At 56.9% G+C, this 23,070-nt stretch carries 22 protein-coding genes; 20 read left to right on the forward strand and 2 right to left on the reverse strand.

The genetic code is table 11. The annotated features are described in order from the left end of the window. Together ACYCZJ_RS14490 and ACYCZJ_RS14495 are read left to right on the forward strand one after the other, a co-directional pair. A partial coding sequence (locus ACYCZJ_RS14490) for a CbbQ/NirQ/NorQ domain-containing protein (RefSeq protein WP_461554370.1) occupies positions 1–126 on the forward strand: 126 nt, incomplete at its 5' end. A 126-nt stretch (positions 127–252) separates the two neighbouring features. After that, positions 253–2,610 carry a nitric oxide reductase activation protein NorD gene (locus tag ACYCZJ_RS14495; protein WP_461554944.1) on the forward strand — a complete coding sequence of 786 codons (2,358 nt, stop codon included), beginning with the start codon at positions 253–255 and terminating at the stop codon, positions 2,608–2,610. Here the strand turns inward: ACYCZJ_RS14495 and nhaR are convergent. Continuing rightward, positions 2,600–3,523 (reverse strand): transcriptional activator NhaR, encoded by a 924-nt coding sequence (gene nhaR / locus ACYCZJ_RS14500; RefSeq protein WP_461554945.1) that lies wholly within the window; start codon positions 3,521–3,523, stop codon positions 2,600–2,602. The genes ACYCZJ_RS14495 and nhaR overlap by 11 nt on opposite strands. 105 nt (positions 3,524–3,628) lie before the next feature. Here nhaR and ACYCZJ_RS14505 point away from each other — a divergent pair, with 105 nt between their 5' ends. From ACYCZJ_RS14505 to ACYCZJ_RS14545, 9 genes are all read left to right on the forward strand, one after another. Further along, positions 3,629–4,303, forward strand: coding sequence for a Bax inhibitor-1/YccA family protein (locus ACYCZJ_RS14505; protein ID WP_461554946.1), 675 nt, complete (start codon positions 3,629–3,631; stop codon positions 4,301–4,303). Positions 4,304–4,421: 118 nt separating this feature from the next. Next, the gene (locus tag ACYCZJ_RS14510) at positions 4,422–4,937 is read left to right on the forward strand and encodes a TIGR00645 family protein (protein WP_461554947.1); all 516 of its coding nucleotides are present in this window, start codon (positions 4,422–4,424) and stop codon (positions 4,935–4,937) included. A 41-nt stretch (positions 4,938–4,978) separates the two neighbouring features. Then, positions 4,979–5,854 carry a protease HtpX gene (gene htpX, locus ACYCZJ_RS14515; RefSeq protein ID WP_461554948.1) on the forward strand — a complete coding sequence of 292 codons (876 nt, stop codon included), beginning with the start codon at positions 4,979–4,981 and terminating at the stop codon, positions 5,852–5,854. A 13-nt stretch (positions 5,855–5,867) separates the two neighbouring features. Beyond that, entirely contained in the window at positions 5,868–6,833 is a 966-nt protein-coding gene (locus ACYCZJ_RS14520; protein WP_461554949.1) for a TerC family protein, read from the forward strand. 189 nt (positions 6,834–7,022) lie between these two features. Beyond that, positions 7,023–8,093 (forward strand): AI-2E family transporter, encoded by a 1,071-nt coding sequence (locus ACYCZJ_RS14525; protein WP_461554950.1) that lies wholly within the window; start codon positions 7,023–7,025, stop codon positions 8,091–8,093. A gap of 378 nt (positions 8,094–8,471) precedes the next feature. Further along, positions 8,472–10,154 (forward strand): NADH-quinone oxidoreductase subunit 5 family protein, encoded by a 1,683-nt coding sequence (locus tag ACYCZJ_RS14530; protein WP_461554951.1) that lies wholly within the window; start codon positions 8,472–8,474, stop codon positions 10,152–10,154. Position 10,155: 1 nt separating this feature from the next. Then, positions 10,156–10,920 carry a hypothetical protein gene (locus tag ACYCZJ_RS14535; RefSeq protein ID WP_461554952.1) on the forward strand — a complete coding sequence of 255 codons (765 nt, stop codon included), beginning with the start codon at positions 10,156–10,158 and terminating at the stop codon, positions 10,918–10,920. Further along, positions 10,921–14,037 carry a DUF2309 domain-containing protein gene (locus ACYCZJ_RS14540; RefSeq protein ID WP_461554953.1) on the forward strand — a complete coding sequence of 1,039 codons (3,117 nt, stop codon included), beginning with the start codon at positions 10,921–10,923 and terminating at the stop codon, positions 14,035–14,037. 3 nt (positions 14,038–14,040) lie between these two features. Then, positions 14,041–14,367, forward strand: coding sequence for a P-II family nitrogen regulator (locus tag ACYCZJ_RS14545; protein ID WP_461554954.1), 327 nt, complete (start codon positions 14,041–14,043; stop codon positions 14,365–14,367). Positions 14,368–14,389: 22 nt separating this feature from the next. Here the strand turns inward: ACYCZJ_RS14545 and ACYCZJ_RS14550 are convergent, their stop codons facing one another. Further along, positions 14,390–15,313, reverse strand: a complete 924-nt coding sequence (locus tag ACYCZJ_RS14550) for a LysR family transcriptional regulator (RefSeq protein WP_461554955.1) — start codon at positions 15,311–15,313, stop codon at positions 14,390–14,392. Positions 15,314–15,525: 212 nt separating this feature from the next. Between ACYCZJ_RS14550 and ACYCZJ_RS14555 the strand changes: the two genes are divergently transcribed. From ACYCZJ_RS14555 to ACYCZJ_RS14595, 9 genes are all read left to right on the forward strand, one after another. Further along, on the forward strand, positions 15,526–16,947 hold the full coding sequence (locus ACYCZJ_RS14555) for a form I ribulose bisphosphate carboxylase large subunit (RefSeq protein WP_461554956.1): 1,422 nt from the start codon (positions 15,526–15,528) through the stop codon (positions 16,945–16,947). Positions 16,948–17,028: 81 nt separating this feature from the next. Beyond that, positions 17,029–17,358 (forward strand): ribulose bisphosphate carboxylase small subunit, encoded by a 330-nt coding sequence (locus ACYCZJ_RS14560; protein WP_461554957.1) that lies wholly within the window; start codon positions 17,029–17,031, stop codon positions 17,356–17,358. Between the two features lie 71 nt (positions 17,359–17,429). After that, positions 17,430–19,748 (forward strand): CsoS2 family carboxysome shell protein, encoded by a 2,319-nt coding sequence (locus ACYCZJ_RS14565; protein WP_461554958.1) that lies wholly within the window; start codon positions 17,430–17,432, stop codon positions 19,746–19,748. Positions 19,749–19,787: 39 nt separating this feature from the next. After that, the gene (locus ACYCZJ_RS14570; protein WP_461554959.1) at positions 19,788–21,365 is read left to right on the forward strand and encodes a carboxysome shell carbonic anhydrase; all 1,578 of its coding nucleotides are present in this window, start codon (positions 19,788–19,790) and stop codon (positions 21,363–21,365) included. A gap of 20 nt (positions 21,366–21,385) precedes the next feature. Beyond that, positions 21,386–21,637 carry a carboxysome peptide A gene (locus ACYCZJ_RS14575; RefSeq protein ID WP_124706452.1) on the forward strand — a complete coding sequence of 84 codons (252 nt, stop codon included), beginning with the start codon at positions 21,386–21,388 and terminating at the stop codon, positions 21,635–21,637. 1 nt (position 21,638) lies between these two features. Then, the gene (locus tag ACYCZJ_RS14580; protein ID WP_461554960.1) at positions 21,639–21,896 is read left to right on the forward strand and encodes a carboxysome peptide B; all 258 of its coding nucleotides are present in this window, start codon (positions 21,639–21,641) and stop codon (positions 21,894–21,896) included. Positions 21,897–21,927: 31 nt separating this feature from the next. Beyond that, the gene (locus ACYCZJ_RS14585; RefSeq protein ID WP_461554961.1) at positions 21,928–22,221 is read left to right on the forward strand and encodes a BMC domain-containing protein; all 294 of its coding nucleotides are present in this window, start codon (positions 21,928–21,930) and stop codon (positions 22,219–22,221) included. Positions 22,222–22,262: 41 nt separating this feature from the next. Continuing rightward, a complete protein-coding gene (locus ACYCZJ_RS14590; protein WP_461554961.1) occupies positions 22,263–22,556 on the forward strand; it encodes a BMC domain-containing protein in 294 nt (97 codons plus the stop codon). A gap of 41 nt (positions 22,557–22,597) precedes the next feature. After that, positions 22,598–22,924 (forward strand): BMC domain-containing protein, encoded by a 327-nt coding sequence (locus ACYCZJ_RS14595; RefSeq protein WP_461554962.1) that lies wholly within the window; start codon positions 22,598–22,600, stop codon positions 22,922–22,924. Positions 22,925–23,070: the final 146 nt, after the last annotated feature.

Genomic DNA, 23,070 nt, shown 5'->3' on the forward strand with positions numbered 1-23,070 from the left:
GCAGGCAGCCTGATCGCCAAGGACGTGGAGCCGACTGCCGCCTGTCGTATGGCCTTGGTGCGCCCGATTACGGATGACCCGGACATGCGCGATGCGCTGGATGCGGCAGTCAGCACGTTCTTTTAAGGACCTGTAAAGAAGCAATTTAGCTCTAGAAATCACAGCGGACGGAGAATGCGGAAGTAATTCGACGCGCGTTAGCGCACGTGAGTGGATTCTCCGGAACCCTGTGGCAATCATTAAGGTATAGCCATGTCCATTAATCTGGAAGACTACGAAGATACGCTGGGCGAACTCTCGGAAAGCTCGCGTCTGATTTTGCAATCGGCCTGGCACGAGGCTGTGCGCGTATTCAGTCCGGCCGGTCTGGATCATTACCTTGAGGGCGCCAAATCCTTGCGGGGGCTGGGTCGCGGTTGCGATCTGGTGGCGACCTATATCCAGAATGCCCCCACCATTGCACGCAGCATGGGGGAGGATGTGATTCCCGAGCTTGTGCACAGCGCCATGATGATGGCGTCCAAAACCAGCGGCACCGTGATCGAACTGGTGCTGGCCACAGCGCCTACGGCGGCTGAGCGTCTGGGTGATGCCGAGTTATTCAGCAAGTATCTGCAGTTACTTAACGTAATGTTGGGTAGTGCGCCACGCGGGGTAAAGCCCATGCTGGAAAATCTCGATACCCTGTTTGGTCAGCTTACACTGGGCGGCTTGCGACGCTGGGCCACCTGGGGGGCGCAGGCGCACCGAACCAATTACGAAGAGCAGATCAAATACTTCGGTTTACAAACGCTGGAATCCAAAGCCATTCTGCAGCAGGAACGCAAAGGCACATTGTTCGTGGATGTGCAGCGTCGCATCAACATGTATTTGCGTGCCTTGTGGGGGCGTGATTTTTTCATGCGCCCCACCTCCGGTGACTTCGAAAAACGTGATGGTTACCGGCCTTACATTGAAGATTATCTGATGCATCTACCTGATGCATTCGACGATTTTGTCGTGCGTGCGCAAGATGGCAGTGAGGTAGCTCGTACGACCGGCCTCGAACTGTACCGTGCGACTGCGGCGCACTGCGCAGCCCACATCGTGTACACGACGATACCGATTTCGGCCGAGAGCCTGAACCCGATGCAAATGGCAGTCATCAGTGTGATTGAAGACGCTCGGGTAGAACGTCTCGCGATTAACGCCTTTCCCGGCATCGGGCATCTGTGGTCACAGTTGCATACGGCAACCCCCGCACAATCAAAGACCTTTGGCGATTATCTCAATCGCATCGCCCGTGCGCTGCTGGACGCGACATATCAGGATGACCATCCAATCATCAGTCATGCCCGTGAACTATTCGCTGCCGAACAGAACAGACTCACCGATAATCAGATGTCATGGGATATCGGCGTCACCCTTACGCACGAACTGAGCCAGCTGCGCATACCTTATCAGGCGCGCACCGATGTGCTTAGCGCCGTTTACAGGGACGACAACCGCTATTTCTGGGAATTCGAGGAATTTGATTTCAATAAGGCGGCAGGAGCCGGTTACGACACCATCCAGCAAGTACGCAAGAATGTCAGCTTGATGGACTTCGTGAATGAGATCGACTGCGAATTGGCGGGTGACGATGCACAGGAAATATGGGTGTTGGGCAGCGAGTTGTTTCCCTATGAAGATACAGGCGTGTCGTATAACGATATGGAAGGCAAAGAACCCGTATCCGCGCCATATCATTATTCGGAATGGGATTACCAGATTCAGCTGGAACGCCCGAGCTGGGCGACCGTGATGGAGAAGCGCGCCAAAGTGGGCGACATGCAAATCATCAATGACATTGCCGCGCAATACAAGCGTGAAATCCAGCGCATGAAGTTTCTGCTCGACGCAATGCAGCCGCAAGGCGTACAGCGCATTCGCAAGCTTGAAGACGGCGATGAAGTGGATATTAATGCAGCCATCGCTGCCATGATCGATATGCGCATGGGCAATCAGCCCGATCCGCGCATCATGATGCGCTCGGTACGTAAAGTGCGCGACATTTCAGTGATGGTGCTGCTGGATCTATCTGAATCCACCAACGAGAAGGTGGCCGGACAGGATTTCTCGGTGCTGGATTTGACCCGTCAGGCCACGGTGTTGCTGGCGGACGCCATCAACAAGATCGGGGATCCGTTTGCTATCCATGGTTTCTGCTCAGATGGCCGTCACGACGTGGAATACTACCGCTACAAGGATTTCGACCAGCCCTATAACGAAGTCCCCAAGAGCAAGCTGGCGGGCATGACCGGCCAACTCTCCACGCGCATGGGGGCAGCCATTCGCCATGCCGGACATTACCTGGAACAACAGCGATCATCCAAAAAGCTGTTGCTGGTGATCACCGATGGCGAACCCGCTGACGTGGATGTGCGCGACCCGCAATACCTGCGCTTTGATGCCAAGAAGGCGGTGGAGGAAGTTGCCAAAAAAGGCATGACGACCTATTGCATGAGTCTTGATCCCCATGCCGATCAGTATGTATCCCGTATTTTTGGTGCGCGTAACTACATGGTGGTGGATCATGTTGAACGGTTGCCGGAAAAATTGCCCATCCTGTATGCGGGGCTTACTCGCTAGCGCTGCCGGAGAGGTCACCAAACATCTCCTGGCGCGCCGCCTGGCTGATTGCCAGTACTGCCGGGTGCGTGAGCCGACGTTCGGTGGAGATCGCGTAAAATTGCTCGGTCACCTGGCCGGTTTGCCCTACTAATACGCTACCCGTCTGTTTCTGGATCAAATCCGAAATTGTGCTGGGTACCGCGTAAATACCCGCGCCTTCCTGGCCAAAGGCATTCAGCAAGGCGCTGTCGTCAAATTCCCCGGCGATGAACGGGTGAATGCGCAGCTTATCCAGCCAGCGCATTAGTTTCGGGCGTACGGCAGCGTCTTCCCCGGGCAATAATAAGGGCGCACCGTCGAGCAACTGTGGAAAAATTCCTTTATGGCTGGCTGCCAGACTTGGCGCTGCCAGAAAACTTAACCCGCATTCGCCTAATAAATGACTGAACCCTTTGACGTTGAATTTGGAGGGCATGGGGCGGTCGGCAATGACAATGTCCAGGCGGTGCACCGCCAGATCACCCAACAGGCTGTCCAGCCGTCCTTCACGGCACTGCAAGCGGGGTTTTTCCGCGATCCGCATAGCGGGTTCGAGCAACTGATAGGCGACGGATTTGGCCACCATATCGGCGATACCTACGCGAAACTGTATGGTGCGGCTGACCGGATGGTGACGCAGCGCTTCCTGTAGTTCCTCTCCCAATACAAAGATTTCCTCCGCATAACTCAATACCAGACGGCCCGCCTCGGTTAATTCCAGTGTGCGTCCGGTGCGGCGGAATAACTGGATGGAGAGCGCTTCCTCCAACACGCCCAGCTGGCCACTAATTGATTGGGGGGTCAAATGCAGGCGCGCGGCGGCCTTGCCAACGCCGCCAGCTTTGGCGACAACCCAGAAATAATGCAGGTGCTTATAATTCAGTGCACTCATAAATACTCCATTTTTTCGAATGTTTGTTAAATTATATTCGAATATTAATGATGGTTGGCGCAATATAGACTACAGTGGTCATCAAGCCAATTAGGAGGGCGCAACATGAACTCGCTGCATTCCATTAACGCCGCATCGACCGCAGGTAACAGTGCAATTTCTGCAAATAAGGTCATCCGCAATACGTATATGCTGCTCTCGGCAACGCTATTATTTGCTGCACTGAGCGCAATGGGGGCGATGGCACTGAATCTGCCACACCCTGGCATGATCGTAACGCTGGTTGGTTACTTTGGCTTGCTTTTCCTTACCTCGAAATTCCGTGATAGCGCCGCAGGCATCGGATTCGTATTCGCGCTGACCGGCTTCATGGGCTACACCCTGGGGCCTATCGTCAGCCATTACCTGGGCTTGCCTAATGGCGGGCAGACAGTAGCCACGGCCATGGGACTGACGGCCGCAATTTTCCTGGGGCTGTCAGGTTACGCATTGGCCACGCGTAAAAATTTCAATTACATGGGCGGTTTCTTGATGGTAGGCATCATCGTTGGTTTCGTCGCCAGCCTTGCCGCTATATTTTTCGAGATGCCGGCGCTGTCGCTCGCAGTTTCAGCGATTTTTGTATTACTGATGTCCGGCCTGATTCTGTATGAAACCAGCAATATCATTCATGGCGGCGAGACCAATTACATCATGGCCACCGTCACGCTGTTCGTCAGCATTTTCAATCTGTTCACCAGTCTGCTGCATTTGCTCGGCTTCATGAATAGCGACGAATAAACAGATCGCATTCCAGAGCCTGTTCTCATGGGGCAGTATATGCCCCATGAGTTTCACCTGAAACGGGATAGCCCGGATCGCGGCAGGACACTGATTCAATGTCAATAACGGATGCCGAATGAAAGCCATAGAACTTTTCCTTGAACGCTTGATGTTTGCCAGTCGCTGGCTGCTGGCCCCGTTTTATCTTGGGCTGGTGGGTGCTATTGTGGTATTGCTGTGGTATTTCGGCGTGGAATTCCTGCATCTGATTCCCATGGCAATGCAAGGTGAAGGCAGCGTCGTCGTGGGTGTACTGTCGTTGGTGGATCTGGTGCTGGTAGCGAACCTGCTCATTATTATCATTTTTGCCGGCTACGAAAACTTTGTTTCCAAAATCGATGTAGGCGACCATGAAGACCGCCCGGACTGGATGGGGCATGTGGATTTCGCCGACCTGAAAATGAAACTGATCGGCTCCATCATCGCCATTTCGGGGATCGAGCTACTCAAGGCGTTTGTGACCGTGAGCATGCATACTAACGAACAGATGGCCTGGAAGATGGGCATCCACTTGACGTTTGTGGTGACCGGCGTGATGTTCGCTGTCATGGATCGTTTGGGTGGGCCTAAAAAGCATGGCGCGGGTGGCTAACAAATCAAGGCGGTCCCATCGTTGCAACAAAAGGAATTGTCATGAAGCGCATTGTTCTGTTCCTCGCCACCAATTTTGCCATTGTGCTGGTGTTGTCCGTTACCCTGCGCGTGCTGGGTGTAGAACCCTATCTCACGGCGCAGGGCCTGAATCTGGGTTCGCTGTTGATTTTTGCGGTTGTATTTGGGATGGGCGGGTCGTTCATTTCACTGGCGATTTCCAAGTGGACCGCCAAACGCTCGGTGGGTGCGGTAGCCATCGAGAATCCACGCACGCCTGCCGAAATCTGGCTGGTGGGCACGGTGCGTCGACAAGCTCAGCAAGCCGGTATTGGTATGCCCGAAGTGGCGATCTACGATTCGCCGGAAGTGAACGCATTTGCCACCGGCATGAACAAGAACAACGCGCTGGTGGCGGTTTCCACCGGTCTGCTGCAATCCATGAGCAAGGAGGAGGCCGAAGCGGTGCTGGGACATGAAATATCCCACGTTGCCAACGGCGACATGGTGACGCTGGCGCTGATACAGGGGGTGGTGAATACTTTTGTGATGTTCCTGTCGCGTGTCATCGGCTATCTGGTGGATAAAGTCGTATTCAAGACCGAACGCGGCACCGGCCCGGCATTTTTTGTCACCATGATTATCGCCGAGTTGGTGCTGGGCGTACTGGCATCGATCATCGTCATGTGGTTCTCGCGGCGGCGCGAATTTAGTGCGGATAGCGGTGGGGCGACGTTGGCCGGACGGCAGAACATGATCGCTGCATTGCAGCGCCTGCAGCAGGTACACGCCGGGCCATTGCCGGAAAAAATGGCCGCGTTCGGTATCGCGGGCGGCGTAGGAAGCGGCCTGAAGCGTCTGTTCATGACCCATCCGCCGCTGGAAGAGCGGATTGCCGCCCTGCAGGGCGCGCGCTGAGACCGGATTGAATATGAACCCGGCTGTATCGATCGCTGAACCCTGGATGTGGGCTGCCTTCATTGGTTTTGTGCTGGTGATGCTGGCGCTTGATCTGTTCGTCCTCGGCGGTAGAAAAGCCCACGCGGTCGGCGTCAAGGAGGCCGCACTATGGTCACTGGCGTGGTTGTGCATGGCGCTGATCTTCAATGCAGGCGTGTGGTGGTACCTCAACGGCACGTTGGGCGCAGAGATTGCAGACAAGAAGGCGCTCGAATTTCTCACCGGCTATCTCATCGAAAAGTCTCTGTCGGTCGACAATGTATTCGTTTTTCTACTGATTTTTGCCGCGTTTCAGGTCAATCCGGCCTACCAGCGCCGGGTGCTGATTTACGGCGTACTGGGCGCCATTCTGCTTCGTGCGGTGATGATTCTGGCGGGTGCATGGGTGGTGCGCGAGTTCAGCTGGGTGTTGTACCTGTTTGGTGCGTTCCTGCTGGTGACGGGTATCCGGATGCTGGTGATGGCAGAAAAAACACCCGATCTGGAACAGAACCCGGTGCTGAAATTTGCCCGTCGCCACCTGCGCATCAGTACGGGCGAGCATGGCGAAAAATTCAGTGTGGTTCAGAATGGCACGCGTTATTTCACGCCGCTGTTTCTGGTGCTGATTCTGATCGAAACCACCGATGTGGTGTTTGCTGTGGATTCGATTCCGGCAATTTTTGCCATTACCACCGATCCGTTCATCGTGTTCACCTCGAACATTTTTGCCATCATGGGGCTACGCGCGCTGTACTTTTTGCTGGCAGACGTGGCGCATCGCTTTCATCTGCTTAAATATGGCTTGGCGCTGGTGTTGTGCTTCATCGGCGGCAAAATGCTGATTGCTCCCTGGTACCACGTGCCGGTGCAGGCGTCGTTGTTTGTGGTCGTAGTGCTGATTGGCGCGAGCGTGCTCGCCAGTCTGGTCGCCACACGCCATAAACGCATGGAATGATACGATTTTGTGGGCGGGCTTAACTGCTTTTGCTGGGACTGGCGCGCCAAGGCGCCTGATTCCACATTGGCTATGCGGAACTCAAGGCACTATTGGCGCAAGGCGTGCTGATGGAAAAACCCGGCTACGGTAAAGTGTACAACGTGACGCATGCCATTGCGTTGATGCAATTGATATGGACCGGCTCTCATGCATGAGTTGAGTAACAATCCATTCGCGCGCCGCATCATGCTGGGCCTGTTCCTGGCCGGGCTGGGATTGGGCGTATATAGCGTGCTCAGCCCGTTCCTCGCTGCCATGGCGTGGGCGAGCATCCTTGCGTACACCACCTGGCCACTGTTCGCCTGGCTACGCCGCAGCCTGGGCGGGCACGCCAATCTCGCCGCGTTGCTGATGACCCTGCTGGTTGCGTTGCTGTTGATTATGCCTCTGCTCGGTTTTGCGGCGCTGTTGCAGGGTGAATTCATGCAAGGCGTGCATCAGATCACCGACCGGTTGCTGCGTGGTGATTTGCGCCTGCCTGGTTGGGCGGTGCAACTGCCTTGGGTGGGCGGCGAGTTGCAGGACTGGGTGGCACGTGCGAACGCCGATCCGGCCGCCATCAAACAGCAATTGCAGCATTTTCTGGCGGGTTTCCGTGGCGAGATGGTAGGTGTGCTGGGCGGCGTGGGACGGAATCTGGTCAAGTTCGGCTTTGCCCTGCTGACGCTGTTTTTTCTGTATCGCGACGGAGAACGCGCGCTGGGGCAGCTGCGGAAGGTACTCAATGACATGATTGGCGTGCGTATCGACGGCTATTTCGATGCCATCGGCATCACTACCCGTGCCGTGCTCTATGGCATCGTGCTTACTGCGCTGGCGCAGGGTGCGCTGGCCGGGCTGGGCTATTGGGTGGCTGGAGTAGCTTCGCCACTGTCCATGGCGGTATTGACCGCAAGTATCGCTCTGATTCCCTTCGGCACACCGTTTGTGTGGGGTAGCCTGTCGATCTGGCTTTATATGAATGGTCAGCACGCCCAGGCCATCGGTCTGTTTTTATGGGGCGCGCTGGTCGTCAGCTGGGTCGATAACCTGATCCGCCCGCTGGTCATCAGCGGCGCGACGCGCATCCCCTTCGTGCTGGTCATGTTCGGTGTGCTTGGCGGGGTGATCACGTTTGGCCTGATCGGCCTGTTTATCGGCCCACTGATTCTGGCGGTCGCGCTGGCCGTGTGGCGCGAATGGCTGGAAGATAGCTGCGTGGAAACAAAAACAACATAGAAGCAAATCAGGGCGTCGTTTGGCGTATCCCAGTGATACATCTATTTTTATGAATGTATTTTGTAAAAAAGATTAATTATTGTTTTGTAATATTCGAGCATACACTTGCCTGCAGAAAGTACCGCAGGGGCGGGTATGTTCGGGAATGCGTCTAATCTGATTGAGTCGAAGCGACCGCTCTTACAGTGAGCAGCGTTGCATCACCCTGGCGTCATGCCTTTCCCCTGCCCCGATTAAATAAACGCTGATAGATTATTTGCCAATGGCAAATACCACGCGGCGTTTGCTTTAATCATCCAGCTGCAAAAAATACGGCCTGCCATAGGACAGGGTACGGGGCAGTTTGTCTGCCGCACATACGCAAGGGGATGGCGCTGAATGATGGATAAATTTATCGTACTGCTGGTTGCGCTGCCATTGCTGACCGCTTTTGTGGCGCAGGTGCTGTCAGACAAGCTTGGGCGCCGTGTCGTGACCTTGAGTGTGGCGGCCGGGACCCTGACTTTTGTTCTCGCCGTGTTATTGCTGGCGTTCAAGCTGAGCGGCCATGACGCCAGCCGTATCGTGCTCGCGCCAGTGTGGGGCAGTCTCCTGTTCGATTCTTTGACCTTATTGATGGCGGTGGTGATATCCGGCATCAGCTTGATTGTGCATGTATATTCTGTGCGCTACATGGCCGAGGATCCCGGATACAGGCGGTTTTTCGTGCTGCTCGACGCCATGACCGGGGTGTTGCTGCTCACCATCGCGGCGGGCGATCTGATTACCTTGCTGGTGGGCTGGCACCTGATAGGTGTGGTGCTGTTTTTTCTGCTCTCTCACAATAGCCGCAGTCAGCAAGCCTATCGTTATGGTTTTTGGACGTTCATCACCTATCGCTTTGGTGATGTGCCGATGGTGTTGGCCGCCATCCTGCTCTACCGCACATTCGGCACCTGGTCGTTACCGGACATTTTTCAGCAGATTACCGCCCACCCGGATGCGCTCACCGTCTTTGGTTTGCCGTTGAACGAAACGGCCGCAGGGTTGATTGCGCTGGCGGCGTTTGCGCGTTCCGCGCAGTTTTTGCTGCATACCTGGCTGCCCTATTCAATGGATGGCCCGACGCCAGTGTCAGCGCTGATGCATGCCGGTATCGTCAACGCCGGGGCCTTTATCATCAACCGGTTTGCGCCGGTGTTCGTCGAAGCCAACGGTGTGTTGCACTGGGTGTTTCTGGTCGGCCTGGTGACCGCAGTCATCGGCTCGGTGTTGATGCTGTCGCAAAACGACATCAAAAAAGCACTAGGCTATTCGACCATGGGGCAGATGGGCTTCATGATTATGGAATGTGGCGTGGGCGCGTTTTCGCTCGCTATTTTTCACCTGATTGCGCATGGACTGTTCAAAGGCACGCTGTTTCTTGGTTCTGGCGGCGTCATCGGCAAGGCGCGTCAGGACGATGGGGTGCCCAAGGATGATCTCTACACGTTTGTGATTGAGCGACGTCCCACCGCTTATCGTCAGCCGTGGATATTGATGGCGGCGATCACCCTGGCGGTGCCGGCGTTGGTGTTCGGCTTGGCGCATTGGCTGGTGACAGACAGCTTTGTGATTGAGCAGGGCGCCATTATCCTGCTGTTTTTCGGCTGGGTCACAGGTGCCCAATTACTGTTTTCCATCCACCGTATGGACAGCGAAACGCCTTGGCGTCTGGTGACGCTGGCAGTTTTCTCGCTGACCCTGGTGGTATTCGGCTATACCTTCATCAGCCATGCATTCGATCTGTTTTTGTACCCTGATGCACAGTTCCGCGCACGCATCTACGCAGCAGCCGGCATTAGCCAGTCCGAGTTTTACATACTGGTTGGCATGCTCACGGCAGTCATCGTGTTTGGCTGGACGCTGGCCTACCGTGCGGCCAGTTATGACAACGAAGGGCGCAAACAACCGAAACGCAGCTGGCTCGATTTTTACGCGCTGATTTCACGTGAGCTCTACATAGCGGATGTGTATGCGCTGTTGGGGCGCGGGCTGATTGGACTGTCGGCACGCTTGAATCTGCATCTGAGGTGGATTTGATATGGCAATACTGATTCTGCTTGCAATAGGGATATTTTTGCCGCTGTTTCCGCTCAGCATGGTATTGACAGCCTTTTTCAAATACGTGCCGTGGGCGTGGCTACGCGCCCTGATAGTGCTTGTCTGGCCTCAAATCGGGTTGTCCATCGCTTTTTCCACGCATGCGCAGCTGCCTCAGTGGGCGGCGTGGTGGGGGCTGTTGACGGCGGCGTTGTATGCGCTGCGCATGCTTAGCCTGAGGGATTTCAGCACATGGATTGCATTCATCGCGGCGTCTGCCTTTGCCTTGCTCTGGATTGGGTTGGTCAATGCCAACAGCGAGGCGATGTTACGTTTGCAAGGCCTGGGTTTTTCCGCCTCCTTCATCATCGCGGCCGCCGTGGTGCCCATGCTCCAAAATCGCCTGGGGGCGGCCTATAGTGGCTTGCATTGCGGCCTGGTACAGCGTTTGCCACGGTTGGCGGGCGTGTTGGTACTGGCCGTGCTGGCGGCGATTGCGACACCGCTGTTCCCCTCGTTTTTTGCGCTGATTGCGGTGTTGTCAGAGGCGTCGTTTATGGCTGCGGTGGGTGTATTGACGGTCTGGCTGTTGTGGAGTTGGGCCGGGGTGCGATTGCTGCAAGGATTTTTGCCCGGCGTGTGGTCACGCGCGCAAACACCGCCCGATTTGAGTGTGGGTAGCACGTGGCTGTTTGGCTTGGGATTGGTAACGCTGGTGGGTGCCGCCACGGTGCTGAGCAGTATGGGACTTCCGGGAGGGTGGTAAATGAGCCTGGCGCTTGATCGCAAGTTAAAAATTCGTGCCATGGTATACGTGGCAGGGGAGCCGATTCCGTATTTTTGGCCGATGCGTAACTTCATTCACCATAATCCTTTGCACGGTCTGGAAAAACTGCCTTTTGCGCAGGCAGTAGAAAAGGGTCAGGCGCTTTTTCATGGCAAAGGTTTTCTGCCGCGCAAGACGTACCAGCGCTTTTTGCGGGAAGGAAAAATTGACCGCGCCAGTCTGCTGACGGCGGTGCAAGCCTTCGTCGCCACGCGGAGCAGCGTGCCGGGTGTGGATTTGACGCATTGGCTGATGACACTGCTCACTCAGGTTGCTGAGCCGCTGAGTCAGGCATGCTTCGTGGCCGGTACGCGAGACGTGCACCACGCGCTCAATGGCAAGGTGTCCGAGTGTGCGGCGCCCGTCGACATGGCTGCATTGGCCGCCTGGTTGCACGAAAAGCTAGGCGGCGCGCGGCCGATATACGAGGCGGTTGATACCTTATTTGGCACGCATATTGGCACGACACTGGATGATTTGTTGATTAAAAGCTGTCTGGATTTCTTTGACGAAGGCCAGTCAGCCTGGACTATGCCCGGGCGCGAATCGGGGCTATTCAACGCCTGGCGTGAATTGTCCCGGCGCAACGTCAGACTTTTTTTGCGCGGCGTGAATATCAGCCAAATACTGGCGCAATCGAGTACGCCGGAAGGCGGGATTTCCTACGCCATGGATACGCTTGCCGTGCCGGAAGCGCACTGGGCGGAGTATTTTTCGCGCGAGCTGGCGCGCTTGCATGGCTGGGCCGGTTTCATCCGCTGGCGCTCAAACGCCCAACATTACTACTGGGGTCAGCATTATCCGGCTGACATGGTTGATTTCCTGGCAGTACGGCTGGCGCTTGGACTGGCTTTGCTTAAAGAGGAAACCGGTTCGAAGGTGCCCGGCAGTGCGCCAGAATTGGCGCAGTTCATAGACGCACACACTGCGGAAGCTTTCCTGCGGTATGAGTTCTATAGCGGTAATGTGGTGCCGCAACTGGCAGCCCAGGTGGAAGACGCCATACTGCGTGGCAAGCAGCCGATTATCAGCCGCGTGTTTACCACTTATGTCGAGCGTAAACGTGCTGATGAGGCGATGTTGTTAGGGCAGCGTCTGCATGATTGGGGCACGCAGGCGTCGGCCACTTTTTGCTTGACGTCGTTATCAGTCGAGGCGCTGGACAGTTTGCTCGCCACGGTCGAGGCATTCGAGCAGGCCGAGGGAATGCTGTGGTTGCGCGCCATGGAGGCACGAGCGATGCAGGTGTTGTTGCGCGACGTTGATGTCACCCCGCCAACACCGCGTGACAAACGTCCGTTTGCGCAGGCGCTGTTTTGCATCGATACCCGTTCCGAACGCATCCGGCGTCAACTGGAGCACATAGGCGATTATCAGACCTATGGCATTGCTGGTTTCTTTGGTGTGCCAATAAGTATGCTGGAGCTTGGCAAAGGCAGCGAAACGCATTTGTGTCCGGCTGTGGTCACACCCAAAAATCTGGTGCTGGAAATGAACGCCAGCGGCCCTATTGACGAATCTGTGGTGGGCGTATTTGAACACGCCTTGCATGAGCTGAAAAACTCGGTGCTAGCGCCGTTTGCGGCGGTGGAGGTCATCGGACTGCTGTTCGGTTTCGACATGATAGGCAAGACTATTGCGCCATTGGCATACAACCGCTGGCGTCGCAAAATGTTTCCCGCCAAGCCGATGACGCGCCTGCTGCTCGACAAGCTAGGCCGTGAGCAGGCGGATTCCATCCTGCGTGCGGTACAGCGTGCCGTCATTGTCAAGGCGGTAGAACACGAATTGGGCCTGCCGCCCGAACGCATTACCGACGACTTGGTGCGTCAGTTGCGGGAAACGGCGCTCACAAAACAGTTGCCGAGCGATGAATTGGCACATCAGCTGGATCTGGAACTGGCTGCGTGCAACACCTTTGTTACGCGGCTGCGCGACGCCTATCGCATCAACCGGCAGTTTTCGCGGTTGCAATTCGAACGCCTGGGGCGGATTGGCTTTACCAGTAACGAACAGGCGCAATTGCTCGGGCAGGCGCTGCGCTCCATCGGACTGGTTGAGCATTTTTCCCGTTTTGTGTTGTTGGTCGGGCACGGCAGTGAGTCTGAGAATAATCCGTATGAATCTGCCCTTGATTGCGGCGCCTGTGGTGGCAATTCAGGTATTTTTAACGCACGTACAATGGCGCAAATGGCCAATAAGCCGGAAGTGCGGCGGCGCTTGCGCGAGCAGGGGCTGGATATCCCTGCCGACGTGTATTTTGTGGCCGCGTTGCACAATACGACGACTGACGAAATCACCATTCTGGACCGCGAGCTGATTCCGCCCGCGGCTCTGATTTACATCGACCGTTTGCACAAAGGGCTGAAGGCGGCGTCCCGCTTGTGCGCACAGGAGCGCATGGCGACGCTGGTTCCGAGCGACATCAGTGTACCTCCGGACGCCAATGCATCGTGCCGCCTGGCGCGGCGCAATGCCAGCGACTGGTCACAGGCACGACCCGAATGGGGGCTGTCGCGTAATGCCTATTTCGTCATAGGGCGGCGGCAGCTCACCCAGCGTGCCGGGTTGGCAGGCCGTGCCTTTCTGAATTCCTACGACTGGCGCGTCGATCCCAAGCGGCGTTTGCTGGAGTCCATCCTGACCGGCCCCCTGGTGGTCGGGCAATGGATCAACATGGAACATTATTTTTCTACGGTCGACAATGAGCGTTATGGCAGCGGCAACAAGGCATATCACAATATCGCCGGTCGCTTTGGCGTGATGACCGGCAATCTGAGCGACCTGCGTACCGGCTTGCCGGCGCAAACCGTGCTCAAGGATGGCCATCCTTATCATGAGCCGCTGCGACTGATTACGCTCATTGAGGCACCTTTTGAACACGCCCGCAGCGCGATAGAAGGCGTCGTTACCATCAAACGCCTGGTGCAGAATGGCTGGATACGCATGTTGGTGCTCGATCCTGAAACCCTCGCAGTACATCTTTATGACCACGGCGCATGGCAACAAGTGGACTTGCCTGACGCGTTTGTTCTCGAACCCACCGGGAGTGATTGAAGCATGAATAACCTGAATCTGAGTACGCTAAAAAAACTCGAAATTATTCTGGAGGGTGAGCATCAGGCGTTTGCCACCGACTTGCTGGAACGTGCTGGCGTGACCGGCTATACCATCGTCAATAAGCTGTCAGGAAAAGGTAGCCACGGTTTTCATGAGGGGCACGTGATGTTCAATGAAGACTCAGTGTTGATCATGATCATTACCGCCGTATCGGAAGAGCTGGTTGAGCCCATACTGGAAGGCTTCGCGCCGTTTTTTAACGAACATACCGGTGTGATTTTCGTATCCGATATTCAGGTTAGCCGTCTGGTCAAGTTCCAGGGCTAAATGCAGCGCGCCGGCAGTGCGTTTATGCGTCGGCTTCGGTTTGCGGGATTTTTATGAAGCGACTGCTTTCCTGCAGCACAAAATCCTTGAAAGCTGCCGCTGCTCCTGAAAAACGTTTGCCAGTACGGTGCACCAAATACCAGTCCTTGACGATGGGAAAGCCTTCCACATCCAGTATTGCCAATCGACCCAACGCCAGCTCCAGCTCCAGTGTGTGGATCGACACCATGCCCAGGCCCAGCCCCGCCATGACGGCATGCTTGATGGCCTCGTTACGGCTCATTTCCATGGTGGTTATCATGCTCAGGCCGCGTTGCTGCATGAAGCGTTCGATGGCGTTGCGTGTGCCGGAGCCTTGTTCGCGCTGGATAAAGGGCTCCTGCATCAGCCTGTGCAGCGAGATGCGGCCAACATGGGCCAGCGGATGGTTGGGCGGTGCGATGACCACCAGCGGGTTGCTCATGAACGAGTCGGCTTCCAGGTCCAGTCCATTTGGGGGTGTCCCCATGATCGCCATGTCGGGCAAGTTGTCGGCAAGTTGCCGCAATAGCGTAGCGCGGTTAGTCACGTCCAGATTGACGGTGATACCGGCATGCAGGCGACAAAATTCGGCAAGCAGATAGGGCGCGAAATATTTTGCCGTGCTGGTCACTGAAATATTGAGGGTGCCGTGTTTCACACCTTTCATTTCGTCCAGAACCATGCTGATGTCGTCGAATTTTTCCGCAATGGAACGGCTGAATTGATACATCTCGCGTCCGGCTTCGGTGAGAAAAATTTTTCTGCCCATGTGCTCGAACAAGGCCATGCCGACATCCTCTTCCAGCTGCTTGACCTGGGTGGAAACAGCTGGCTGCGTCAGATGCATTTCTTCTGCAGCCCGGGTGTAGCTGGAGTTGCGTGCCACGGCTTCAAATAAACGGAGTTGTCTGAGTGTGAAATTCATGTCTGTCCCCTAGGGTGTCGAGAATGGCACGGGATCCATTCGGTAAGCTTAATGTATTTCATAATTATTATTCATTTTAAATTATGTTCTGGTTTATTTATAGTGGGACCACTGCTGGAGTCGGGCTGAATCTATATGGCCGGAGGTCGGTGTTTGAGAGTTGCCTCGTGAGAAGTGCGTCATTTTTTAAGTGTTGCTTAAAGGAGAGTGTGATGAGCGTCAAAAAATTTAATGCGGGTGTCAAGGAGTATCGCCAGACTTACTGGATGCCGGAATACGCACCGCTGGATACCGACATCCTTGCGTGCTTCAAGATTACTCCGCAAGCCGGTGTGGATCGTGAAGAAGCGGCCGCTGCCGTGGCTGCGGAGTCATCGACCGGTACCTGGACCACAGTCTGGACTGACCTGTTGACCGATCTGGATTACTACAAAGGCCGCGCCTATCGCATCGAAGATGTGCCAGGTGATGACACCTGCTTCTACGCGTTTGTGGCTTACCCGATCGACTTGTTCGAAGAAGGCTCCGTGGTCAACGTCTTCACTTCTCTGGTCGGCAACGTATTCGGCTTCAAGGCCATCCGCGCCCTGCGTCTGGAAGACGTGCGCTTCCCGATTGCTTACGTTAAGACCTGCGGCGGTCCCCCCCACGGTATTCAGGTCGAGCGCGACAAAATGAACAAGTATGGCCGTCCTATGCTGGGCTGCACCATCAAGCCGAAGCTGGGTCTGTCCGCGAAGAACTACGGTCGTGCGGTGTATGAATGCTTGCGCGGTGGTCTGGATTTCACCAAGGACGACGAAAACGTTAACAGCCAGCCATTCATGCGCTGGCGCGATCGCTTCCTGTTTGTGCAGGATGCAACACTCACAGCACAGGCCGAAACCGGTGAACGCAAAGGTCATTACCTGAACGTTACGGCCCCCACCTTTGAAGACATGATGGAGCGTGCTGAGTATGCCAAGGAACTCGGCGCACCCATCATTATGCATGACTACATAACGGGTGGATTTACTGCCAACACGAGTCTGGCTAACTGGTGCCGCAAGAACGGGATGTTGTTGCACATCCACCGTGCGATGCATGCCGTGCTCGATCGCAATCCGCACCACGGTATTCACTTCCGTGTGTTGACCAAGATTCTGCGTCTGTCCGGTGGTGACCACCTGCACTCCGGCACGGTCGTGGGCAAGCTGGAAGGCGACCGCGCCGCAACACTGGGCTGGATAGATTTGATGCGCGAATCATTCATACCTGAGGATCGTTCACGCGGAATCATGTTTGACCAGGATTGGGGCTCAATGCCAGGCGTTTTCCCGGTTGCTTCTGGTGGTATTCACGTATGGCACATGCCGGCACTGGTCAACATCTTTGGTGATGACTCGGTATTGCAGTTCGGTGGCGGTACGCTGGGTCACCCATGGGGCAACGCGGCAGGTGCAGCTGCCAACCGTGTGGCACTTGAGGCTTGTGTGGAAGCGCGTAACGAAGGGCGTGAGCTGGAGCGCGAAGGCAAGGAAATCCTCACCAACGCAGCCAAAGACAGTCCGGAACTCAAGATCGCCATGGAAACCTGGAAAGAGATCAAGTTCGAGTTTGACACGGTGGACAAACTGGACGTCGTGAACCGTTAATTTTCGATGGCTTAATCGCGCAGATTTAATTTGTGCCGACCGTGCCGGCTGGCCGGTCGGCGACTCAAGAAAGGAATAGCAATGTCTGATATTCAGGATTACATCTCGACTCCAAAGTACGAAACATTCTCGTATCTGCCCCCCCTGACTCCGGAAAAAACCCGTCGCCAGATTGCGTATATGGTCAGCCAAGGCTGGAACCCGGGAATCGAGCATGTAGAACCGGCTCGCGCAGCTGCTTACTACTGGTACATGTGGAAATTGCCGATGTTTGGCGAAGAGTCGGTCGACGCCATCATTGCCGAACTGGAGGCATGCAAGCGTGCGCATCCGGGTCATCACGTCCGCCTGATCGGTTATGACAATTACTCGCAGAGCCAGGGCAGCTCGTTCGTGGTATTCCGCGGGTAGTACCTGCTAGTTGATAGGTCATTCAGTTGGTGACCCTATCAGGGTCGAGTTGAACACGGAAGGATAAAAGCATGAGTGATGCGATTGCAAACACAGCAGCAACACCTCGTTCCGCGCGCGCGGCGGCCTTGGCGCGACGCCAGGCATTGTCGCAAAACGGACGTACCGCGCTGGCGGCAAAACCACCACAGTCGGCAGCACGTCCGGCAACGGCTTCCCGCCCGACACCGGCGGCAGTGGATGTGCAGCCTGCTGCGCCAACGCCCGCTGTTATGGCGCCAGGCGGTCTGTCCGGCAAGTCGCTGTCACGTGCGCGTCGCGAAGCGCTGTCGCAAGGCGGCCGGGCTGCGCTGGCTCAGGGCAAGACGAGTGCGCCGGCTGTGCGCCCGGCAACGGTGCAGGCGGCTGAACCGGCGGCATTGGCAGAGGCGGCAGACTGCGGTTGTGGTTGCAAAGGCAAAAACAAGCTCGACGACAGCAAGATCGAAACCGAGCAGACGCTCGACGCCGTATGCAATCTGGTGGAGAGCGAACCGGTTGCGCCGGCTGGCTCGGCGGCTTCGGCAGTACGCAAGCTGTGCCAGGCGCGGCGCAGTGCGCTGGCGAGCCAGGGCAAAACCGCCGTCAAGTCAGCGTCCAGAACGGCTGCATCTGCGCAGCGCAGCAACGGCAAGTCCATGGGCATGAGCGGGCGCGATGCGGCACGCGCGCGACGTGCCGCCTTGTCCAACGAAGGGCGTGGAGACAGCCAGGCATCGCGGCCGGCTGGGCGGGTACGTCCCCAGGCGCCGGGCAAGGTGGAAGTGGGTACGACCTTGACTGGCACCAGCGTGACAGGCACCCAGGTCGAACGCACCGGGAAAGTGACCGGTAACGAGCCGGGCAGCTGCCGCGTCATTACCGGCACGGAGTACATCGGTGCCGAGCAATACGAGGTTTTGTGTCCGGTCATGCCCGCCCCGGCGGCGGCCAAGGTCAGCATCAGCAATACAGGTCGCGGCCAGCGCGTCAGTGGCGCAGGCCTGGATCGCAGTGAACGGATGACAGGTGGCGAAGCGGGTACATGCAAGCCGGTGACCGGTACCGAATATCTGAGCGCGGACAAGTTTGAATCGTTCTGTGCGGCCAAACCGCTGGTCGCACCTGCCAAGGTAAATCTGGCATCGACCCAGGCCGGGCTACCGGTAAGCGGCACGCTCGTCGGGCGCAACCCGAAAGTGACGGGGGATGAGCCGGGCAGCTGCAGCAGCAAGCTCACCGGCAGCCAGTATGCACAGGATCAGGCAGGCAGTGCCTGCCGCAGCGGCAACAACGCGCCGCATAAAGTCAGCGTGATGAGCACGGTCAAGCAACAAGCGGTGACCGGCACGGACGTTGCGTCGAGTGAACTCATTACCGGCGCAGAGCGTGGGGCGTGCGCCGCAGTGACCGGTACCGAGTCCAATGGTCTGGCCCAGTATCAAGCCTGCAATCACGCGCCGCAGGCGCTGCCTGAAAAAGTCGGACTGATGCGCACCCGCCATGATCAGCAGGTATCCGGCACCATGGTCGAGCAAAGCGGCAAAGTGACCGGCGGTGAGCAGGGCGGCACGCAGATGATTTCCGGTACCGAATATATCAATACGGATCCGCGCGCCGGCTTGAACGATGCCTCACAACAACAGGCTTCCCGTGCCCTGATGGTCAGCCGTAGCGCGCAGGCAGGATTGGCGTTGCGCGCCGCACGCAGTGAAAACGGCAGCAAGGTGACCGGTGCAGAACGTGGCGAGAACCAGGTATTGAGCGGCACACCTTATGCCGGTACGTATCAGCGTGTGTCACAGCGCGGTGCCAACAGCAATCCGCATCCTCTCAGCCGTGCTGCGATGGATGCTCCGCGAATGGCGGCAGCGCCGGAGCCTGCGCCACTGCGGGGGGAGTTCAGTATCGCCACGCCGTCACGCACCGCACAGGATAGTAACTTGAGCCGGATTACAGGCACGGCGTATGGTGCAGTCGGCCGGATTACCGGTCCGGTAAATCTGGCCGCCGGACTGGTATCGGGTACGCCTGAATTTCGCCATCAGGAAGGTACCTCGCAGCAGATGGCGGCACGAGCCCCGGCGCCTGTGGGCGACGACATGCGGAGCCGTCTGACTGGCGACGGACGTGAGGGTGGATTTGCGATTACCGGGGCAGCCTGGCGGCGCAATGAAAGCGTCACGGGTACCGAAGGTGATGCAACACGCCGCAACCCCACCTTTCGTGGCGAGCAGCGCAGTCTGATGGTAGGGGCGGCGCAACTCAAGGACCGTGAAAAGCCGGACCTGCCGATAAGCCGCATTACCGGCAGCAGCGGTAATGATGCCAAAGGTTCCGCGATTACTTACTCCGGTGGCGCGCGCGGTTGACGCAGCGTCTTTTACTAACCTCAACAGGCCGCACACGCAATGAATACGAGAAACCGACCCGGGCGCAATCCCGGCCTGCAGCCCGCAGCAAGACGCCCGCCTTATGGCTTGGGTACGCCTGCGGGTGTGCTGCCGGCACGACACGGGCAGGCCTTGTATGGCAGCGCAGCGCAGACCTCGATTGAGTGTAACGCCAACTGTCTGGTGGAAAACGGGCGGCTGCGCCGCCATCCACTCGCCAATCAGGAAGAAAATCAGCGTCTGCTGGCGCACGAATTAAGTGTAAAGGGGCGCTTCGATGCCATTGTACCCGTGCTCAAACGTATAGCAGGGCTACAGCACGAGGTGGATTTCAGTGACCGTGCGCAACAGATTGCGCGTGAACAACTGGGGTTCGAACTGCCTGCGCAGATTCTGGCCGATGCCTGGATAGCTGATCTGGACATGCGTGCCTTGTATGGCGAATGTGTCATGCAAACCGTGGGTCTCATGGCTGCTCAAGCGGAGCTAAACAACCCGCATCGTGGTACCGATGAAGCAGTCGCATTTTTTCTGGATAGCGGCTACCACGCAGTGGATCTCTCGCCCTGCTCGGATGGCCGTCTCAAGGGGCTGGTGCGTTATATCCTGCGCCTGCCGGATGGTGCGGTGCGCAGTCGCAAAGCCTACGCTGGTGCGATGTTCGATGTGGACGCCAATGTCAAACGCTGGATTGAAACCGAACTGATGCGGTTTCGCGAAGGGCGGCCGGTTACGGCCGACGCCGGCACCCGTTATCTGAAGGTGGTGGTGTATCACTGGAGCAGCTCGGATCCGACGCACGAAGGCTGTGCCGCCCATTGCAGCAATGTGACCCGGGCAGCTGAGGCGGGACTGAAGCGACTGGGCGAGTTTCGCCAGGCCATAGAAAACAGTTTTTGCTGCGGCGCATCGGTGGACACCTTGTTGATCGGCGTGGATACCGATACCGACGCGATCAAGGTACATATCCCCGACGCCAAAGGCGAAATGAGTCTGCACCGCTTCATCGACAATATGGAGTTGTATCAAAGCAGCGCCAATAATGATCCGAGTGCGGCGCGGCTTAAGATCTACCAGGCAATCCAGGCAGCCAGCGCAATGGGTGGCTGGGGCGGTGGAGAGGGTGAGCCACACGAAGGAATGCGGCGTTTGATTGCCACGCTGCTGATCAACAACCTGTCTCAGATCGACTACGTATGCAGTTACCAGGGCGGCCGTTATGCCGACATCGGTCATGCCGAACGCTTCATCAGCGTGGGTGACGGTTTCGAGGAGTTCCAGTTGCGTAATCTGGCGTACTTTGCCCACCTGTACACAGTGGAAGAAGGCGCGCCAGACATGGATGTAGGAATCAAGATTTTTGGCAAGCTGAATATCAAGCACGGCTTGCCTGCGCCCGTGGCGATTCACTATCGCTACGACAGTCGGGTACCGGGTGGCCGCGAGCGCACGGTAGAGCGTTGCCGCCGGGTCAAGGCGGCCATTGAATCGCGTTATACGTCACTGAGCCAGAAAGGTCTGCTGATTTGTGGCATGACCGTGCAAGACAAGCGTCCGGGCAGCCCGATAGAACGGGTTGAGGCGGAAACGCCATAAATTGGCACAGGAGAGCGGTAATGAAGATTTGCCAAGTAGAGAAAACGCTGGTTTCGACCAATCGCATCAAGGATTTGGGGCATCGCCCGCTGCTCGTTGTGCGGGAAAAAGTGGGTGGACCGCGTCAGGTAGCGGTCGATGCCGTGGGGTGTATAGCGGGAGACTGGGTGATCTGCGTGGGCTCGTCTGCCGCGCGTGAAGCGGCGGGCAGCAAGGATTATCCGAGTGATCTGACCATCGTCGGAATTATCGATCACTGGTCGGAGGGCTGACATGGAGATCATGCGTGTAGTGTCGGAACTGGTGGCGACGCGACGCGTAGCGGGGTTGCAGAATTCATCTCTGCGCGTGCTGGAAGATGTCAAGGGCAAGCTGAGCGTGGCTTGCGACCCGGTAGGCGCGCCCCCCGGCAAGTGGGTGATCACCACCGGTGGTTCGGCGGCACGCATCGCAACGGGTGACAGAGCAATCCTGACCGACTTGACGATTTGCGGAATTATTGATGCATGGGACGCCGGTAACGGCAATTGAGCAGCTTTTTTAACCGAGAAGGAGTTTTGAAATGGCAAACGTAAGCGGAATTGCACTGGGCATGATTGAAACCCGAGGCCTGGTTCCGGCAATTGAAGCGGCAGACGCGATGACCAAGGCAGCGGAAGTGCGTCTGGTAGGCCGCCAGTTTGTGGGCGGCGGCTACGTGACCGTACTGGTTCGTGGTGAAACGGGCGCGGTGAATGCAGCCGTGCGCGCCGGTGCCGATGCGTGCGAACGCGTGGGCGACGGACTGGTGGCAGCGCACATCATTGCCCGTGTGCACAATGAAGTCGAAAACATCCTGCCCAGCCCGGAAGCGTAAGGCAGACACGAAATTAACCGAGATCAAGAAGGAGTTTTGAAATGGCAAACGTAAGCGGAATTGCACTGGGTATGATTGAAACCCGTGGCCTGGTTCCGGCAATTGAAGCGGCAGACGCGATGACCAAGGCAGCGGAAGTGCGTCTGGTAGGCCGCCAGTTTGTGGGCGGCGGCTACGTGACCGTACTGGTTCGTGGTGAAACGGGCGCGGTGAATGCAGCCGTGCGCGCCGGTGCCGATGCGTGCGAACGCGTGGGCGACGGACTGGTGGCAGCGCACATCATTGCCCGTGTGCACAATGAAGTCGAAAACATCCTGCCCAGCCCGGAAGCGTAAGGCAGACACGAAATTAACCGAGATCAAGAAGGAGTTTTGAAATGGCAAACGTAAGCGGAATTGCACTGGGTATGATTGAAACCCGTGGCCTGGTTCCGGCAATTGAAGCGGCAGACGCGATGACCAAGGCAGCGGAAGTGCGTCTGGTAGGCCGCCAGTTTGTGGGCGGCGGCTACGTGACCGTACTGGTTCGTGGTGAAACGGGCGCGGTGAATGCAGCCGTGCGCGCCGGTGCCGATGCGTGCGAACGCGTGGGCGACGGACTGGTGGCAGCGCACATCATTGCCCGTGTGCACAATGAAGTCGAAAACATCCTGCCCAACTCGCCTGATGCCGGTATGGGCGGGCGTGACGGCGATATCAGCTAAGGCGATTGCCTGAGGCACAGTGCCATGTCGATGTATGCTGATCCACGATTGAGCGGGTATCTGTCACGCGCCCTCAGCCACGAGCTGGCGGCAGTACAGCAGTATCTCATGCAGGCCAAACTCACTGGCCTGTGGGGCCTGTCCGA

It is taken from the genome of Sulfuriferula sp. (assembly GCF_054605375.1).

Excerpts from the sequence above, each read along its gene's own strand:
- ACYCZJ_RS14530 (WP_461554951.1), top strand. The coding sequence starts at position 8,472 with ATGATGGATAAATTTATCGTACTGCTGGTTGCGCTGCCATTGCTGACC.
- ACYCZJ_RS14575 (WP_124706452.1), top strand. The coding sequence starts at position 21,386 with ATGAAGATTTGCCAAGTAGAGAAAACGCTGGTTTCGACCAATCGCATC.
- ACYCZJ_RS14510 (WP_461554947.1), top strand. The coding sequence starts at position 4,422 with ATGAAAGCCATAGAACTTTTCCTTGAACGCTTGATGTTTGCCAGTCGC.
- nhaR (WP_461554945.1), bottom strand. The coding sequence starts at position 3,523 with ATGAGTGCACTGAATTATAAGCACCTGCATTATTTCTGGGTTGTCGCC.
- ACYCZJ_RS14545 (WP_461554954.1), top strand. The coding sequence starts at position 14,041 with ATGAATAACCTGAATCTGAGTACGCTAAAAAAACTCGAAATTATTCTG.
- ACYCZJ_RS14595 (WP_461554962.1), top strand. The coding sequence starts at position 22,598 with ATGGCAAACGTAAGCGGAATTGCACTGGGTATGATTGAAACCCGTGGC.
- ACYCZJ_RS14580 (WP_461554960.1), top strand. The coding sequence starts at position 21,639 with ATGGAGATCATGCGTGTAGTGTCGGAACTGGTGGCGACGCGACGCGTA.
- ACYCZJ_RS14560 (WP_461554957.1), top strand. The coding sequence starts at position 17,029 with ATGTCTGATATTCAGGATTACATCTCGACTCCAAAGTACGAAACATTC.
- ACYCZJ_RS14585 (WP_461554961.1), top strand. The coding sequence starts at position 21,928 with ATGGCAAACGTAAGCGGAATTGCACTGGGCATGATTGAAACCCGAGGC.
- htpX (WP_461554948.1), top strand. The coding sequence starts at position 4,979 with ATGAAGCGCATTGTTCTGTTCCTCGCCACCAATTTTGCCATTGTGCTG.
- ACYCZJ_RS14495 (WP_461554944.1), top strand. The coding sequence starts at position 253 with ATGTCCATTAATCTGGAAGACTACGAAGATACGCTGGGCGAACTCTCG.
- ACYCZJ_RS14525 (WP_461554950.1), top strand. The coding sequence starts at position 7,023 with ATGCATGAGTTGAGTAACAATCCATTCGCGCGCCGCATCATGCTGGGC.
- ACYCZJ_RS14590 (WP_461554961.1), top strand. The coding sequence starts at position 22,263 with ATGGCAAACGTAAGCGGAATTGCACTGGGTATGATTGAAACCCGTGGC.
- ACYCZJ_RS14565 (WP_461554958.1), top strand. The coding sequence starts at position 17,430 with ATGAGTGATGCGATTGCAAACACAGCAGCAACACCTCGTTCCGCGCGC.
- ACYCZJ_RS14550 (WP_461554955.1), bottom strand. The coding sequence starts at position 15,313 with ATGAATTTCACACTCAGACAACTCCGTTTATTTGAAGCCGTGGCACGC.
- ACYCZJ_RS14505 (WP_461554946.1), top strand. The coding sequence starts at position 3,629 with ATGAACTCGCTGCATTCCATTAACGCCGCATCGACCGCAGGTAACAGT.
- ACYCZJ_RS14540 (WP_461554953.1), top strand. The coding sequence starts at position 10,921 with ATGAGCCTGGCGCTTGATCGCAAGTTAAAAATTCGTGCCATGGTATAC.
- ACYCZJ_RS14570 (WP_461554959.1), top strand. The coding sequence starts at position 19,788 with ATGAATACGAGAAACCGACCCGGGCGCAATCCCGGCCTGCAGCCCGCA.
- ACYCZJ_RS14520 (WP_461554949.1), top strand. The coding sequence starts at position 5,868 with ATGAACCCGGCTGTATCGATCGCTGAACCCTGGATGTGGGCTGCCTTC.
- ACYCZJ_RS14555 (WP_461554956.1), top strand. The coding sequence starts at position 15,526 with ATGAGCGTCAAAAAATTTAATGCGGGTGTCAAGGAGTATCGCCAGACT.
- ACYCZJ_RS14535 (WP_461554952.1), top strand. The coding sequence starts at position 10,156 with ATGGCAATACTGATTCTGCTTGCAATAGGGATATTTTTGCCGCTGTTT.